The sequence below is a fragment of the Brachybacterium muris genome (genome assembly GCF_016907455.1).
Taxonomy (GTDB): domain Bacteria; phylum Actinomycetota; class Actinomycetes; order Actinomycetales; family Dermabacteraceae; genus Brachybacterium; species Brachybacterium muris.
The window spans coordinates 1,668,382-1,682,961 of record NZ_JAFBCB010000001.1 but is presented as its reverse complement, the minus strand read 5'-3'; the positions used below and the strand labels follow the sequence as shown (position 1 = coordinate 1,682,961).

14 protein-coding genes and 1 riboswitch are annotated in these 14,580 nt (G+C 72.0%); all 14 genes read left to right on the top strand.

The window, feature by feature from the left end:
• Positions 1 to 11 precede the first annotated feature (11 nt).
• A complete protein-coding gene (gene arc, locus JOD52_RS07780) occupies positions 12 to 1,568 on the top strand; it encodes a proteasome ATPase (RefSeq protein WP_042342734.1) in 1,557 nt (518 codons plus the stop codon).
• Entirely contained in the window at positions 1,565 to 3,241 is a 1,677-nt protein-coding gene (gene dop / locus JOD52_RS07775) for a depupylase/deamidase Dop (RefSeq protein ID WP_204409299.1), read from the top strand. The genes arc and dop overlap by 4 nt, the downstream gene beginning before the upstream one ends.
• 42 nt (positions 3,242 to 3,283) lie before the next feature.
• Complete coding sequence (locus JOD52_RS07770) at positions 3,284 to 3,472, top strand: ubiquitin-like protein Pup (RefSeq protein WP_204409297.1); 189 nt, start codon at positions 3,284 to 3,286, stop codon at positions 3,470 to 3,472.
• 4 nt (positions 3,473 to 3,476) lie between these two features.
• Complete coding sequence (gene pafA, locus JOD52_RS07765) at positions 3,477 to 4,871, top strand: Pup--protein ligase (protein WP_204409293.1); 1,395 nt, start codon at positions 3,477 to 3,479, stop codon at positions 4,869 to 4,871.
• Between the two features lie 111 nt (positions 4,872 to 4,982).
• The gene (locus tag JOD52_RS17470) at positions 4,983 to 5,954 is read left to right on the top strand and encodes an FKBP-type peptidyl-prolyl cis-trans isomerase (RefSeq protein ID WP_204409291.1); all 972 of its coding nucleotides are present in this window, start codon (positions 4,983 to 4,985) and stop codon (positions 5,952 to 5,954) included.
• 19 nt (positions 5,955 to 5,973) lie between these two features.
• Entirely contained in the window at positions 5,974 to 6,357 is a 384-nt protein-coding gene (locus JOD52_RS07755) for an FKBP-type peptidyl-prolyl cis-trans isomerase (RefSeq protein ID WP_204409289.1), read from the top strand.
• A 119-nt stretch (positions 6,358 to 6,476) separates the two neighbouring features.
• On the top strand, positions 6,477 to 8,570 hold the full coding sequence (locus tag JOD52_RS07750; protein WP_204409287.1) for a primosomal protein N' family DNA-binding protein: 2,094 nt from the start codon (positions 6,477 to 6,479) through the stop codon (positions 8,568 to 8,570).
• 32 nt (positions 8,571 to 8,602) lie between these two features.
• Positions 8,603 to 9,562, top strand: a complete 960-nt coding sequence (fmt, locus tag JOD52_RS07745) for a methionyl-tRNA formyltransferase (protein WP_204409285.1) — start codon at positions 8,603 to 8,605, stop codon at positions 9,560 to 9,562.
• Positions 9,559 to 11,178: an RsmB/NOP family class I SAM-dependent RNA methyltransferase gene (locus JOD52_RS07740; protein WP_204409282.1), complete on the top strand. Its 1,620-nt coding sequence runs from the start codon at positions 9,559 to 9,561 to the stop codon at positions 11,176 to 11,178. The genes fmt and JOD52_RS07740 overlap by 4 nt, the downstream gene beginning before the upstream one ends.
• Positions 11,175 to 11,873, top strand: coding sequence for a ribulose-phosphate 3-epimerase (rpe, locus tag JOD52_RS07735; protein WP_017822530.1), 699 nt, complete (start codon positions 11,175 to 11,177; stop codon positions 11,871 to 11,873). The genes JOD52_RS07740 and rpe overlap by 4 nt, the downstream gene beginning before the upstream one ends.
• A 46-nt stretch (positions 11,874 to 11,919) precedes the next feature.
• Positions 11,920 to 12,037: riboswitch (FMN riboswitch) on the top strand.
• A gap of 92 nt (positions 12,038 to 12,129) precedes the next feature.
• The gene (gene pnuC, locus JOD52_RS07730; protein WP_017822531.1) at positions 12,130 to 12,831 is read left to right on the top strand and encodes a nicotinamide riboside transporter PnuC; all 702 of its coding nucleotides are present in this window, start codon (positions 12,130 to 12,132) and stop codon (positions 12,829 to 12,831) included.
• A 92-nt stretch (positions 12,832 to 12,923) separates the two neighbouring features.
• Positions 12,924 to 13,187: a phosphoribosyl-ATP diphosphatase gene (locus JOD52_RS07725; RefSeq protein ID WP_017822532.1), complete on the top strand. Its 264-nt coding sequence runs from the start codon at positions 12,924 to 12,926 to the stop codon at positions 13,185 to 13,187.
• Between the two features lie 82 nt (positions 13,188 to 13,269).
• The gene (gene hisG / locus JOD52_RS07720) at positions 13,270 to 14,127 is read left to right on the top strand and encodes an ATP phosphoribosyltransferase (protein ID WP_204409280.1); all 858 of its coding nucleotides are present in this window, start codon (positions 13,270 to 13,272) and stop codon (positions 14,125 to 14,127) included.
• A 10-nt stretch (positions 14,128 to 14,137) separates the two neighbouring features.
• Positions 14,138 to 14,578 (top strand): PH domain-containing protein, encoded by a 441-nt coding sequence (locus JOD52_RS07715; protein ID WP_204409278.1) that lies wholly within the window; start codon positions 14,138 to 14,140, stop codon positions 14,576 to 14,578.
• The last annotated feature ends 2 nt before the right edge of the window (positions 14,579 to 14,580 follow it).

The window sequence follows — 14,580 nt, the reverse complement described above, 5'->3', positions numbered from 1 at the left end:
TCGAGATGAGCATGAAGACCTACGCGGAGATGTCCGCCGAACTGGAGCGGTTCGCCACCCTCAACGACCGGCTCACCGTGAGCCTGCGCGCGGCCCGCGCCCAGATCGTGGACCTCAAGGCCGACCTGGAGCGGGTGGGAGACCCCCCGAACTCCTACGCCACCTTCCTGCGACGCACCGAGGGCACCACCGTGGACGTGCTGCACAACGGACGCCGACTGCGGATCGCCACCAGCGCCCAGATCGACCTGGACGCCCTGGAACCCGGTGCCGAGCTGCGCCTGAACGAGGCGCTGGCCGCGGTCGAGGTGGTGGCCCCCAGCGACGCCGGCAGCATGGTCACCGTGCTCGAGTCCCTCGCCGACTCCCGGGTCCTGGTGGCGGTGGCCCCCGACGACGTGCGCGTGCTGCGCCGCTCCGGGTCCCTGGCAGAGGAGGTCCTGCACCCCGGTGACCACGTGCTGGTGGACCTGCGGGCCCAACTGGTGATCGAGCGGATCGAGCGGGCCGAGATCACCGACCTGGTGCTCGAGCAGGTCCCCGACATCTCCTTCGAGCAGATCGGGGGGCTCTCCGACCAGATCGAGGCGATCCGCGACGCCGTGGAGCTGCCGTTCCTGCAGCAGGACCTGTACCGCACCTATGGGCTCCGCCCGCCCAAGGGTGTGCTGCTGTACGGCCCTCCGGGCTGCGGCAAGACCATGATCGCCAAGGCCGTGGCCCACGAGCTGGCACTGCGTTCGGCCGAGGCCCGCGGGGTGCCGGTCGAGGAGGCCCTCGCGCACTCCTTCTTCCTCAACGTCAAGGGCCCCGAGCTGCTGAACAAGTACGTGGGGGAGACCGAGCGCTCCATCCGCCTGGTGTTCGAGCGGGCCCGGGAGAAGGCCACCAGCGGCCATCCCGTCGTCGTCTTCTTCGACGAGATGGAATCGCTGTTCCGCACCCGGGGCAGCGGCCTGTCCAGCGACGTGGAGACCACCGTGGTCCCGCAGCTGCTGGCGGAGATCGACGGCGTGGAGACCCTGGAGAACGTGATCGTGATCGGTGCCTCCAACCGCGAGGACATGATCGACCCCGCGATCCTGCGCCCCGGCCGTCTGGACGTGAAGATCCGGGTGCGTCGCCCCGATGCGGAGGCCGGCCGGGAGATCCTGGGCCTGTACCTGGACGAGTCGGTTCCCGTGCGCGGTGACCGTGAGGCGCTGATCGACGAGGCCGTGCAGGAGATCTACGCCGACGGCCCCGAGTCGGCCTTCGTGCGCCTGGAGTACTCCGACGGCACCGGCGAGGTGCTGCACTTCCGTGACTTCGTCTCCGGCGCCACCCTGCGCAACATCGTGGACCGCGCCAAGAAGAACGCCGTCAAGGACCAGCTGGCCACCGGCCAGGTGGGTGTGGGGGCCGAGCACCTGGCCGCCGCTATCCGCAGCGAGTTCGTGGAGAACGAGGACCTTCCCTCCGGCGCCCACCCTGAGGACTGGGCCCGCATCTCGGGTCGCCGGGGACGCCGCGTGGACGCGGTGATCCCCCTGCAGGGCCGCCCCGAGCAGGAGGTGGTCGAGGCATGAGCCACGACCTGACCACCCAGCGGGTGATGGGCATCGAGACCGAGTTCGGGGTGCTCCATGCCGATCCGGAGGACCGCGCTCGTGCCGGCGCCGGCAGCTCCATCCTGCTGTCCCACCTGACCGTGGCCGCCTACGCCCTGCTGGATCCCGCGGAGGGTGACCGGGGCCGCCGCGTGCGCTGGGACTACGGCGACGAGACGCCCCTGCGCGACGCCCGCGGCTTCGAGATCCAGCGGGCTGCCGCGCACCCCACCCAGCTCACCGATCAGGTGCGCGACGCCCACGTGCCCAGCGTCGACTTGGACGCGCCCCTGCAGGGCCCGGAGACCCCGCCCGAGGGCGAGGACGACGAGATCCTCACTTGGGCCGCGCACCGCTCCATCGGCAACGCGGTGCTGGTCAACGGCGCCCGCTGGTACGTGGACCACGCCCACCCCGAGTACTCCGCACCCGAGGTGCTGCGCGCCCGCGAGGCCGTGGTCACCGACCGTGCCGGAGAGGTGATCGCCCGCCGCGCGATGGACATCCTGGCCGGTGCCCACGGCATCCCCGAAGTGGCCCTGTACAAGAACAACACCGACGGCAAGGGCGCCTCCTACGGCACCCACGAGAACTACCTGCTGGACCGCGCCGTCCCCTTCGACGACGTGGTTGCGGCGCTGCTGCCGTTCCTGGCCACCCGCCAGGTGCTGGTGGGGGCGGGACGCGTGGGCATCGGCCCCCGCGGCACCACCCCGGGGTTCCAGATTTCCTCGCGCGCCGACTTCATGGAGGCCGAGGTGGGGCTGGAGACCACCCTGAACCGGCCCATCGTCAACACCCGCGACGAACCCCACGCCGACCCCGCACGGCATCGCCGCCTCCACGTGATCATCGGGGACGCCAACATGCTGGAGGAGTCCACCTTCCTCAAGCTCGGCACCACATCCCTGCTGCTCGCAGCGATCGAGGCCCAGCACCGCACCGGAACGCGGATCCTGCCGGAGATCGCCCTGGCCGATCCGGTGGGCGCCGTGCACACCATCAGCCACGACCCCTTGCTGAGCGCCACCGTACCCCTGGTCGACGGCCGCGAGCTCACTGCCGTGCAGGTCCAGCGCGCCTACCTCGAGGCCCTGCGCACGGCAGCGGACCTGGCCGACGAGGAGACCGCGCAGGTGCTCACCGCCTGGAGCGAGATCCTCGACCTGCTCGAGCAGGACCCGATGCTCGCCGCCGACCGCGTCGAATGGTTGGGCAAGCTGCGCCTGCTGGAGGGATACCGCGCCCGCCACGGCCTTGACTGGTCCGATCCGCGGCTGTTCGCCATCGACCTGCAGTACTCGGACCTGCGCCCCGCCACGGGCCTGTTCGAGCGGATGCGCGCCAAGGGCCGCGTGCGCACCCTGGTCAGCGAGCAGGAGGTGCAGCGTGCCGTGCTCACCCCACCTGCATCGACCCGCGCTCACCTGCGCGGGAGCCTCATCTCCCAGCACCGCGACCGCGTACCGGCGGCCGGCTGGGACACCATCACCGTGGCCGGCACCGAGGGCGGGGCCCGCATCCGCCTGGCCGATCCCACCATCGGCTCGGCGGCCTGGTGCGAGCAGCATGGCATCGACCCCGGCGCCGATGTCGACGACGTGCTCGCTGCCCTGCGCCGCGCCGTCGACGCCTCCCAGACCGCCCCGTAGGCCCCCAGGCCACCACGACCCCCGAGACCACCAGGAGAGACCATGAGCCAGCTGTCCCTGAACGCCCCCGGACCGGGCGAGGACGACCCTACCGACGCCGACGCCGTCTCCGGCGGGCAGGTCTTCGCCTCCGCCCAGGGCGCCGACGACCTGCTCGACGAGATCGACTCCGTCCTCGAGGCCAACGCCGAGACCTTCGTGCGCTCCTTCGTGCAGAAGGGCGGGCAGTGAGGCGATGAAGCGACGCGTGGGTGGCCTGGAGACCGAGTTCGGCCTGGTGTGCGTGCGGGCCGACGGCACCCGTGCGCTGGAGCCCGAGGCCGCCGCCCGGGAGCTGTTCCGGCCGGTGGTCGCCAAGGGCCGCTCCTCCAACGTGTTCCTCACCAACGCCGCCCGGCTGTACCTGGACGTCGGTTCCCACCCGGAGATCGCTACCGCCGAGTGCGACGACTGGTGGGAACTGGTGGCCCAGGACCGTGCCGGGGAGCGCATCCTCGGCGACCTCGCCCAGCAGGCCAATCAGCGCCTGGCCGACGACGGTCAGGACGCCCGCATCCACCTGCTGAAGAACAACGTGGACTCCGAGGGCAACTCCTTCGGCTCCCACGAGAACTACCTGGTGGACCGCCGCGGGGAGTTCACCCGCCTGCCGCGCTTCCTGCTGCCCTTCCTGGTGACGCGCCAGATCGTCACCGGTGCCGGGGGAGTGGTGCGCGACGAGGACGGCGCCCGCTTCGTGTTCTCCCGCCGCAGCGACCACATGTGGGAAGCGGTCTCCTCCGCCACCACTCGCACCCGCCCCATCATCAACACCCGCGACGAGCCCCACGGCGACCCCAGCCGGTTCCGCAGGCTCCACGTGATCGTGGGTGACTCCACCATGAGCGAGGTCTCCACGCACCTGCGCTTCGCCACCACCGATCTGGTGCTGCGCGCCATCGAGTCCGGCCGCACACTCCCGGATCTGGCCCTGGGCGACGACATCGCAGCGATCCGCTCCGTGGCCCGTGACCTCACCGGCCATGAGCCGCTCCCCACTGCCGCCGGAGGCACCACCACCGCCCTGGAGGTGCAGCAGCGCTGGCTGGACGTGGCCGCCGAGCACGCCGAGCCGGGCGACCCGCAGGAGCAGCAGACCCTGCAGACCTGGCAGAAGGCCCTGGACGCCGTGAGCACCGGGGACCGCAGCTGGGCCGCCACCAACCTGGACTGGGCGATCAAGGAGAGGCTGTTCGGCCAGGTCGCAAAGCGCCGCGGGGTGGACCTGGGCGATCCCGCGATCGAGCGCCTGGACCTCGCCTACCACGACATCGACCCCGAGCGCGGGGTGTTCGCGGCCCTGGCCCGGCGGGGCCTGGCCCCCCGGGTCCTCGCGGACGACGTGATCGAGCGGGCCCGCACCGTCGCCCCGACCTCCACCCGCGCCCACCTGCGCGGACAGGTGGTCACCGCCGCCCAGCAGTACGGCGTGGACCACGTGGTGGACTGGACCACACTGCGGCTTACCCGCCCCGGGGCAATGCCGGTGCAGCTGCTGGACCCCTTCACCACCGAATCCGTCGAGGTGGACGCACTGCTGGCTGAGATCCGGGCCGCCGGCACCACCGTCGATCCGCCCCTGCCCGCCTGACATGGCGTGCCCGCTGCCTGGCGCGGGTGTGCCCGGCCTGGGAACCGGCCCGGAGCCCTGCCGTACCCTGAACCCGCCCGTACCGGGCGCCCCTAGCTGAAAGGCCCCCTGGTGATCCGCCGCCGTACCCTGCTCTCCACCGCTCTCGCCGCGACCGCCGCGATCGGTCTGGCCGCCTGCTCCGACGAGGGCACCGATCCCGAGGCGACCGGCGAGGCGTCCGACGGCGGTGGTGCCTCCGACGGCGGCGGCGACTCCGACATCCTGGCCGGCGTCACCGTCAGCGAGGACCTCGGCTCCGAACCCACCGTCGAGTTCGAGGCCCCCCTCGAGGTCTCCGCACCCGATGCGAGGATCGTGGTCCAGGGCGACGGCGAGGCCATCGCCGCTGGCGACACCGTGATCATGCGCAGCGTCTACGTGGACGCCTCCACCGGCGAGACGCTGCAGTCCTGGTGGCAAGGCGCCCCCGCCGGCGGGATCCAGGTGGACCCGGCCGTGATCGGTGAGCAGGCCGCCTCCTTCTTCACCACCGTCACGGTGGGCTCCCGCTTCGCGATGGCCGGGTGGCAGCAGAGCCAGACCGGCCAGTCCCTGTCCCTGATCCAGGTGGGCGACATCGACCGCAAGATCACCACCATGCGCGCCGAGGGCGAGCCCCAGGAGACCTCCGGTCGCTTCCCCTCGGTGACCCTCGCGGAGAACGGTGCTCCCTCCCTGGACTCCGCACCCGAGGGGGAGCCTCCCACCGAGACCACCCGCGAGCTGCTGATCGAGGGCACCGGCGACGCCACCCGGGAAGGCGACTACCTCACCATGCAGTACACCGGCTGGGCCTGGGACACCGGGGAGAAGTTCGACTCCTCCTGGGACCGCGGCGCACCGTTCAGCTTCCTCCAGGGCCAGGGCATGGTGATCACCGGCTGGGACCAGCACCTGCTGGACCTCCCCGTGGGCAGCCAGGTGATGCTGGTGATCCCCCCGGTGGACGCCTACGGGGAGGATCCCGCGCAGCACCAGCTCGGCGGCAAGACCCTGGTGTTCGTTGTGGACGTGCTGGACGCAGCCCATAGGATCGACTGACATCTACCGAGGAGGACGCATGGACGACTGCACCAAGCCCGAGATCGACCACCCCGAGGGCCCTGCCCCCACCGACCTGGTGATCACCGACGAGATCGAGGGCGACGGCGAGGAGGCCGGCCGCGGCGACGTGGTCGACGTGCACTACGTGGGCGTCTCCCACTCCACCGGTGAGCAGTTCGACGCCTCCTGGGACCGCGGCGAGCCGCTGCGATTCCAGCTCGGCGTGGGACAGGTCATCTCCGGATGGGACCAGGGCGTGCAGGGCATGAAGGTGGGCGGGCGCCGCCGTCTCGACATCCCCGCACACCTCGGATACGGCGACATGGGTGCCCCTCCCGTGATCGCACCGGGCGAGACCCTCATCTTCGTGTGCGACCTGGTGGCGGTGCACAAGCGCTGAGCACCCTGCCTCCCGGCGCTGCGGGGGAGCAGGCGGGCCTGTTCGAGGCCCCGGCCCCCGAGGCGCCCGTCGACGAGACCCCCGGCCCGGGACGCGATCATGCGTCCCGGGCCGGTGGGTTGCGCACCACCTCGGGCTTCGACGTGGTCGAGGACCGGCCTGTGGCGAGCGTGCGGCTGATCGGGGTGCTGCCGCACCTGGACCGGCCCTTCGAGTACGCCGTCACCCCGGACACCGCCGCGGCCGGACCGGGCATGCGCGTCCGGGTGCGGTTCTCCGGCCGCGACACCGAGGGCATCGTCCTGACGCGCAGTGAGCGGCCCACCACCGACAGGCCCCTGGCGCCGCTGACCAGGCTGGTCTCCGAGGACGTGGTGGTGCCCCCGGCGATGATGCGGGTGTGCGAGGACGTCGCCCAGCGCTGCGCCGGCACCGTGGGTGACGTGCTGCGGCTGGCGCTGCCCCCGCGCCACGCCCGCGCCGAGAAGAACGACCGTGCAGCGGAAGAGGCCGAGGCAGTAGCAGCAGAGGCTGCAACGCCTGGCGAGGAAGCAGAGGAGCAGGGACCAGAGGAGCCTGGCGCGGCCGAGGCCGGGGAGTCGGCGGACCGCGCGGACGTTGCAGCAGCGCAGCCCCGCCCTGGTCGCCGCTACCGGGGTCTGTCGGCCCTGCTGTCCCGGGCCGGCTCGCCCACCGGTCCCGTGCCCCGCGCCACCATCACGCTCGACCCCGCGGACTCTTGGACCACCGTCGCCGCCGACGCCATCGCAGCTCTGGACCCCGCCCAGGGCGCCCTGGTGATCGCCCCCGACCAGCGGGACGTCGCCCGCCTCAGCCGGGTGCTCACCGAACGGGGCATCGACCACGAGATCCTCGCCGGCACCGAGGGCCCCGAGAAGCGGTACCGCACCTTCCGCCGCATCCTGCGCGGCGCCACCCGCGTGGTGCTCGGGAACCGCTCAGCCGCCTTCGCGCCGGTCAAGGACCTGGCCCTGGCGATCTGCTGGGACAGCGCCGACGACCTCCTGGAGGAGCCCCGCGCCCCCTACCCGCACATGCGCACCGTCCTGCAGTGCCGCTCCCACGAGGAACGATGCGCCCTGCTGTTCCTGGCTGCGAGCGATGCCGTGCCGCTGCGTGCCCTGGTGGACAGCGGCTACCTCGCCCGGCTCGACCCTGAACCCGCGCCGTTGAACCAGGTCAGGCCCCGCATCGTCGCGATGGACGAGTACCTGCGCGAGCGCGAGGGCCCCTCGGGCCGCTCCCGGCTGCCGCGGGAGGCGCTGCGGGTGATCCGCACCGGCCTCGAGCAGGGCCCGGTGCTGGTGCAGGTGCCGCGCTCCGGCTACGTCCCGGCCGTGGCCTGCACCTTCTGCGGCACCCGCTGCCGCTGCCCGCACTGCGCCGGCCCCCTGCTACTGGCCGGCGGCGACGGGCCGCTGCACTGCACCGTGTGCGGGCGCCGGGAGGACGGCTACCGCTGCCCCGAGTGCCATCGCACCCAGGTGCGCGCCATGGTCATCGGCTCCACCCGCACCGCCGAGGAACTGCGCCGCGCCTTCCCCGAAGCCCCTCTGCGCATTGCCGGCGGTGCCCACGGCCCCCTGGCCGACCAGGACGTCCCCGAACGGGGGATCGTGGTGGCCACCCCCGGCGCCGAGCCCGCCCCCCAGGACCGCTACGCCGCCTGCCTGCTGCTGGACGCCGACGCGATGCTGGCCCGCGCCGCTTACGACGCCGACGTGGAGTCCGTGCGCCGCTGGAGCAACGCCATCGCTCTGGTGCGCAGCGCCGAGCACGGCGGGGAAGTGCTGGTGGTGGGCACCGCCACCCTGCCCGCGATCCGACACCTGGTGGCCCACCGCTCCGAGGTGTTCTGGGAACGGGTACTGGCCGACCGGCAGGAACTGGACCTACCGCCCTTCTCCCGCACCGCGGAGGTGGTGGGAGCCCGAGACGCCTGCCGCGCATTCCTGGAGTCCACCCCGCTGCCCGACGGCACCGATGTGTTCGGCCCCGTGGACCTCGATGCGCAGACCGGCCCTGCACCCGCTGCCCCCGGCACCGCCGAACGGGCCCGCGCCGTGCTGCGCCTGGAGGCCAGGCGTTCCCGTGAGCTCGCCGACGCGCTGCGCGCCGGTGTGGCCTCCCGCTCCGCCCGCAAGGCGCCCGGCTCGCTGCGCGTGCGTCTGGACCCGCCCAGCGTGTTCTGAACCGAGCGCACTGAACCTAGACTCGAGGAACCATGCGTCTGATCTTCGCCGGAACCCCCGCCACCGCCCTGCCCTCCCTGCGCGCCCTGCTGGACTCCCGCCACGAGGTGGTCGCAGTGCTCACCCGCGCCGATGCTCCTGCCGGGCGCGGCCGCAAGCTCACCCCCAGCCCCGTGAAGGCCCTCGCCCTCGAGGCCGGTGTCCCGGTGCTCACCCCCACCACTCTCCGGGACCCCGAGGTGCAGGCCCAGCTGCGCGCCCTGGACGCCGACGCCGCCGCAGTGGTGGCGTACGGCAAGCTCATCCCCGCCGAGGCCCTTGCGATCCCCACCCTCGGCTGGGTGAACCTGCACTTCTCACTCCTCCCGGCACTGCGAGGGGCCGCCCCCGCACAACGGGCCGTGCTCTCCGGAGCCACGGCGACGGGCATGACCGTGTTCCGCCTCGACGAGGGCCTGGACACCGGCGAGGTCATCACCACGCGCGAGCGCACCATCGGCCCCTACGAGACCGCCGGCGAGCTGCTGGAGGCCATGGCCGAGGACGGCGCCTCGCTGCTGCTACAGGCCCTGGACGCCATGGCCGACGGCACCGCCACCTTCTCCGTGCAAGACCACCAGGCAGCCACCCATGCCGCGAAGCTCAGCAGCGCCGAGGCCCGCATCGAATGGGACCACCCGGCCCAGCAGGTGAGCGCCCACATCCGCGGCATGAGCCCGCACCCGGGCGCCTGGACCGAGTGGGAGGGCACCCGCATGAAGGTGCTGGGGCTCGAACCCGTTCCCGAGACCACCGGCGATGACCACCTCGCCCCTGGCCGACTGCGCGCCACCAAGCGCCACCTCCTGGTGGGCACCGCCACGGATCCACTGGCGATCGCCCAGGTGGCACCGGCCGGGAAGCGTCCCATGCGCGGCGCCGACTGGGCCAGGGGCGCGAGCCTCGCCGCGGATGCGGCCTTCGACAGCGACGACCAGAAGGAGCAGCGATGAACCCGCAGCGAGATGACCACCGCGGCCGCCGCGAGGACCGCGGACGGCGTGAGGACCGGCCCCGCAGCGGGCGCGACGCGCAGGGCCGCGAGCGCTCCGGGTCCCGCGGTCAGGGCGGCCCCCGTCGGGGCTGGTCCAGCTCCCGCCCCTCCGAGCGCAGCCGCACCTCCACCGGCTCCCGCGAGGTCGCCTACGAGGCTCTCACTGCCGTGCGCGAGGACGACGCCTACGCCAACCTGGTGCTGCCGCGCCTGCTGCGTCGCCACCGCCTCTCCGGCCGCGACGCCGCCTTCGCCACCGAGATGTTCTACGGATCACTGCGTGCCCAGGGTCGGCTCGACGCGATCATCGCCGCCTGCATCGACCGGAGCCTGGACGAGGTGGACGGCGCCGTGCTGGACGTGATGCGCCTGGGCGCCTACCAGCTCGTGGACATGGGTGTCGCACCCCACGCCGCCACCTCCGAGACCGTGGCCCTGGCCCGGTCCGTCGTGGGCGCCGGGGCCGCCAGCTTCGTCAACGCCGTGCTGCGACGGGTGGGGGAGCGCACCCCCGAGGAGTGGATCCAGAAGGTCGCCCCGGACCCCGAGAAGGACCTGGTGGGACACCTCGCCGTGGTCCACTCCCACCCCACCTGGATCGTGCGCGCCCTCGGCGACGCCCTCGCCGGCCACGGCCGCGACCGGGCCGAGCTCGCGGACCTGCTGGACGCCCAGAACCGAGCCCCCGCGGTGTCGCTGGTGATGCGCCCCGGCCTCACCGACCTCGACGAGATGATCGAGGGCGGCGCCGGGCGGGGGAAGCTCTCCATCTTCGGTGCCACCTGGCCCTCCGGTGACCCCGGCGGCATGGACCCCGTCAGACAGGGCCGCGCCGCCGTGCAGGACGAGGGCAGCCAGCTGATGGCACTGGCCCTGGGACTGGGGGCCGATGACCTGGTCATCGCCGAGCAGGAGGGCCCGGCCGAATGGCTGGACCTGTGCGCCGGCCCCGGCGGGAAGACCGCCCTGCTCGGCGGCCTCGCCCCCGGCCACGACGCCGAACTGCTCGCGATCGAGGTGCAGCCCCACCGCACCGTACTGGTGGACCGCGCCGTGGAGACCCTCCGGGAGGCCGGCTGCGAGATCATCACCCGCACCGCCGACGGCACCACCATCGGCCGCGAGATGCCCGGACACTTCACCCGGATCCTCGCCGACGTGCCCTGCTCGGGCCTGGGCGCCCTGCGCCGTCGGCCCGAGAGCCGCTGGCGCCGCACCCCCGGTGACATCGGCCAGCTGGCCGCCCTCCAGCGGGACCTGCTCACCTCCGCCCTGGACGCCGCGGCCCCCGGAGGGGTGGTCGCCTACGTGACCTGCTCCCCGCACCTGGCGGAGACCCGCCTGGTGGTGGCCGACGTCCTCAAGCGCCGCGACGACATCGAGCAGCTCGACGCGCGCCCCGCCGTCGCCGCCGGCATCCACCCCGACCTGCAGGACGAGGTGGACCTGGGCCAGGGCCCCTCCGTGCAGCTGTGGCCCCACGTCCACGGCACCGATGCCATGTTCATCGCCCTGCTGCGCAAGAACCCCACAGGCGACCCCGCCACCCCCGAGGAAGGACACCCCGCGTCATGAACTCCGCCTATGCGACCGACGGCCAGTACATCCACCCCAGCATCCTCAACGCCGACTTCATGCGTATCGGCGAGGAGCTGGACCGCATCTCCAGTGCAGACAGCGTCCACGTGGACGTGATGGACAACCACTTCGTGCCCAACCTGACCTTCGGGGCCGCGATGGTGGAGCAGATCGTGGAGCGCTCCCCGATCCCGGTGGACGCCCACCTGATGATCGAGGACGCCGACCGCCAGGCCCCCGTGTTCGCCGAGGCGGGGGCCTCCTCGGTCACCTTCCACCTCGAGGCCGCCGCCGCCCCGATCCGCCTGGCACGCGAACTGCGACGCAAGAACACCGCCGTGGGCGTGGCCCTGCGCCCCGCCACTCCCGTCGAGCCCCTGCTGGACGTGATCGGCGAGTTCGACATGCTGCTGATCATGACCGTGGAGCCCGGCTTCGGCGGTCAGAGCTTCCTGGAGACCATGCTCCCCAAGATCCGCCGCGCCCGCGCCGCCATCAGCGAGTCGAACCTGCAGGTATCGATCCAGGTGGACGGCGGGGTGAGCCGCGAGACCATCGAACGCTGCGCCGAGGCCGGTGCCAACGTGTTCGTGGCCGGCTCCGCCATCTACCGCGCCCATGACGCCGCTGCCGAGATCTCGGCACTGCGCGATCTGGCCGCCGCCCATGGGGCGCACCACAACGGTCACTGACCGTGCACCGCTGCTGACGGGGTTACGCTTGACCTGTCACATCAGTGACGTGCTCCGGGGTCGGTGAAAGTCCGAGCCGGCGGTGATAGTCCGCGACCCGCTTCGGCGGTGGAGCCGGTGGAACTCCGGCACCGACAGTAAAGCCTGGATGAGAGGCGCACGTCCTGCATGCCGTCGGTCGCGCTTGCGCGCGCTCGGTGCCCATGCCGGATCCTTTTTCCCCGGAGCCACTGCATCCGGACGTGAAAGGACTGACATGGATGTTCTGCAGTGGCTCTTCGACGCCAAGATCGAATTCTCAGGAGGACAGTTCCTCCTGATCCGAGAAGTGCTCGGCAATGTGTTCGGGCTCCTCAGCGCCCTGGGTGGCATGCGCCGCAAGGTGTGGGCGTGGCCCGTCGGCATCCTCGGCAACCTGCTGCTGCTGACGGTGTTCCTGGGCAGCCTGTTCGGCAGCGCCGAGACCGTGGACCTGCTGGGCCAGGCCGGCCGACAGGTGATGTTCATCGCCACCAGCGTGTACGGCTGGGTACGTTGGCGACAGGCCCGCAGCGAGGGCGGCACCGCGGTGGAACCCGAATGGGCCTCCTGGGGCACCCGCGCCCTGCTGGTGGCCGCGATGGTCGGTGGCACCGCCGTTCTCACCCCCATCTTCCGCGCTCTGGGCTCCTACGAGCCGGTCTGGGCCGACGCCTGGATCTTCATGGGCAGCCTGCTGGCCACCTACGGCATGGCCAAGGGATGGGTCGAGTTCTGGCTGATCTGGGTCGCCGTGGACATCGTGGGGGTTCCCCTGCTGTGGAGCGCCGGCTACTACGCCAGTGCCCTCATGTACCTCTTCTACGGGGTGTTCACACTGACGGGCTTCTTCGTGTGGTGGCGTGTGCGCAATCGCCGCGAGGACGGCCGGGTCGAGGTGGAGACAGCGCACCTGGACCCCACGGTCCGCACCCGCTGAACGTCGTCGCTAGTCGGTCGGCCCTGTGATCACGCGTGCCCGGTGGGTGGGCCCCCACAGCACCCGCCCACCGGGACGCGTACCCTGACGGGGTGAAGGATTTCGACACTCTGTTCGCCGAGCTCACCGAGAAGGCCCGCACCCGCCCGGAGGGCTCCGGCACCGTGCGCGAGCTGGACTCCGGGGTTCACGGCATCGGCAAGAAGATCGTGGAGGAAGCGGCGGAGGTCTGGATGGCCTGCGAGCACGAGTCCCTCGACGACGCCGCCACCGAGATCAGCCAGCTGCTGTACCACCTGCAGGTGATGATGATCGCCAAGGGGCTGACTCTCGAGGACGTCTACCGGCGTCTCTGAGTCGCCGCTCGATCCGGTCGTCCCAGCCCCGCCCCCCATCCGTCCCGTCCCTTCGCCCCAGTGGTGACCGAGGAGAGAACCTGTGCTGCGCATCGCCGTCCCCAACAAGGGCGCCCTGTCCGAGCCCGCCGCCGAACTGCTGCAGGAGGCCGGCTACCGGCGCCGCGGCATGGCCAAGGAGCTCGTGGTGGTGGACCACGACAACGACGTGGAGCTGTTCCACCTGCGCCCGCGGGACATCGCGGTGTACGTGGGGTCCGGGACGGTGGACGTGGGCATCACCGGGCAGGACATGCTGCTGGACTCCCGCACGCCCGCCGCGGAGATCCTGCCGCTGGGCTTCGCCCGCTCCACCTTCCGCTTCGCCGCCCCCGTGGGTGAGCACCAGGACCTCAGCACCCTCGAGGGCACCCGCATCGCCACCAGCTACGAGAACCTGGTCAGCGACCACCTCGCCGGCCACGGCGTGAGCGCCGAAGTGGTCCACCTCGACGGGGCCGTGGAGTCCTCGATCCGCTTGGGCGTGGCCGATGTGATCGCCGATGTGGTCGAGACCGGGACCACTCTTCGCCAGGCTGGCCTGGAGCCCTTCGGCGACCCCATCATGACCAGCGAGGCCGTGCTGTTCTCCCGGCCCGGCCTGGAGCTGTCCGACGACGCCGCCCATGCCCTCGAGGTTCTCGAGCGGCGCATCCGCGGCGTGCTGGTGGCCCGCGAGTACGTGCTGCTGGACTACGACGTGCCCACCGCTCTGCTGGACCGTGCCGTCACCATCACCCCCGGTTTCCAGTCGCCCACCGTCTCCCCGCTGCACGGCGGGGAGTGGTCCGCCGTGCGCTCCATGGTGGAGAAGGCTCACGCCCACCGCATGATGGACGAGCTGTACGAGGCCGGCGCCCGCGCCATCCTGGTCACCGCGATCCAGGCCTGCCGGATCTGAGCCGATCGCCATGCATCCCGCCGGCACCGTGGTGTTCCGCCCCCGCATGGTGCGGGTGGTGGGCTACGGGATCGCGGCGGTGATGCTGGTGGGGCTGGTGGCCGGCGGGATCCTGATCCCCGGTTTCAGCCCGTTGGACCGTGCCGGCATGATCATGTTCGGCGTGCTGGCGGCCCTGTTCTGCCATCTGCAGGCGTCCGTGCGCCTGGTGGCCGGCCCGGAGACGCTCGAGGTGCGCAACCTCTTCCGCAGCCGCACCATCACCTGGCCCGAGGTGGTCGGGGTGAGCTTCCCGATGGGCGACCCCTGGGCGCACCTGGACCTCGCCGACGGCACCACCCTCGCCACCTGGGCGATCCAACGTGCCGACGGCAAGAGGGGCATAGCCGACGCCCATCGCCTGGCGGCCCTGGTGCGTGAGCGCGGGGAAGCGGCGGACAACGACGCCTGACG

Excerpts from the sequence above, each read along its gene's own strand:
- pafA (WP_204409293.1), top strand. The coding sequence starts at position 3,477 with ATGAAGCGACGCGTGGGTGGCCTGGAGACCGAGTTCGGCCTGGTGTGC.
- JOD52_RS07715 (WP_204409278.1), top strand. The coding sequence starts at position 14,138 with ATGCATCCCGCCGGCACCGTGGTGTTCCGCCCCCGCATGGTGCGGGTG.
- arc (WP_042342734.1), top strand. The coding sequence starts at position 12 with ATGAAGACCTACGCGGAGATGTCCGCCGAACTGGAGCGGTTCGCCACC.
- JOD52_RS07740 (WP_204409282.1), top strand. The coding sequence starts at position 9,559 with ATGAACCCGCAGCGAGATGACCACCGCGGCCGCCGCGAGGACCGCGGA.
- JOD52_RS07755 (WP_204409289.1), top strand. The coding sequence starts at position 5,974 with ATGGACGACTGCACCAAGCCCGAGATCGACCACCCCGAGGGCCCTGCC.
- dop (WP_204409299.1), top strand. The coding sequence starts at position 1,565 with ATGAGCCACGACCTGACCACCCAGCGGGTGATGGGCATCGAGACCGAG.
- fmt (WP_204409285.1), top strand. The coding sequence starts at position 8,603 with ATGCGTCTGATCTTCGCCGGAACCCCCGCCACCGCCCTGCCCTCCCTG.
- pnuC (WP_017822531.1), top strand. The coding sequence starts at position 12,130 with ATGGATGTTCTGCAGTGGCTCTTCGACGCCAAGATCGAATTCTCAGGA.
- JOD52_RS07770 (WP_204409297.1), top strand. The coding sequence starts at position 3,284 with ATGAGCCAGCTGTCCCTGAACGCCCCCGGACCGGGCGAGGACGACCCT.
- rpe (WP_017822530.1), top strand. The coding sequence starts at position 11,175 with ATGAACTCCGCCTATGCGACCGACGGCCAGTACATCCACCCCAGCATC.